A 616-nucleotide genomic window follows, 5' to 3' on the forward strand; every position below is an offset into this window, starting at 1 on the left:
CGGTGACTGCGGGCACCCTGAGCGGGACCTACGGCAGCCTGGTGCTCAATGCCAACGGCACCTACACCTACACCCTCAACCCGAACGACGGTGACTTCAAGGCGCTGACCGGGGGCGGGGTGGGCAGCGAAGTGTTCACCTACACCCTGACGGATGCGGACGGAGACGTGAGCACGGCGACCCTGACCCTGACCATCAAGAACGACGATGACGGGGTGACCATCACCAACCTGACGCCCAAGGGCGAGGGCGGGGATGCGAAGGTGTACGAAGACGACCTGCTGGCGACCCGCGGCGAGAATGAGTCGGCGGGGTCGGACAGCAGCAAGGAGTCGACCACGGTGACGGGGGACTTCACCATCAGCGCGCCGGACGGGGTGAAGACCCTGAGCGTGGGTGGCATCAACATCGTGGTGAACGGGGTGGTGGCGGGCTTCCCGCTGAGCGGGGTGACCACGCCGCTGGGCAACACCCTGACCATCACCGGGTACAACCCGGCGACCGGGCTGGTGAGCTACAGCTACACCCTGAACGACAACGAGGCGCACCCGACGGCGAACGGCAACAACAGCCTGTTCGAAGACTTCGCGGTGAGCCTGGTGGACAGCGACGGGGA

1 protein-coding gene is annotated in these 616 nt (G+C 66.1%); it reads left to right on the forward strand.

The window, feature by feature from the left end; genetic code table 11:
- Positions 1 to 616 (forward strand): VCBS domain-containing protein (locus tag BN1120_RS03820; RefSeq protein WP_042014832.1); only part of this gene is annotated, 616 nt, incomplete at both ends.

Origin of the sequence: Aeromonas caviae (genome assembly GCF_000819785.1) — a bacterium.
Lineage (GTDB): Bacteria > Pseudomonadota > Gammaproteobacteria > Enterobacterales > Aeromonadaceae > Aeromonas > Aeromonas caviae.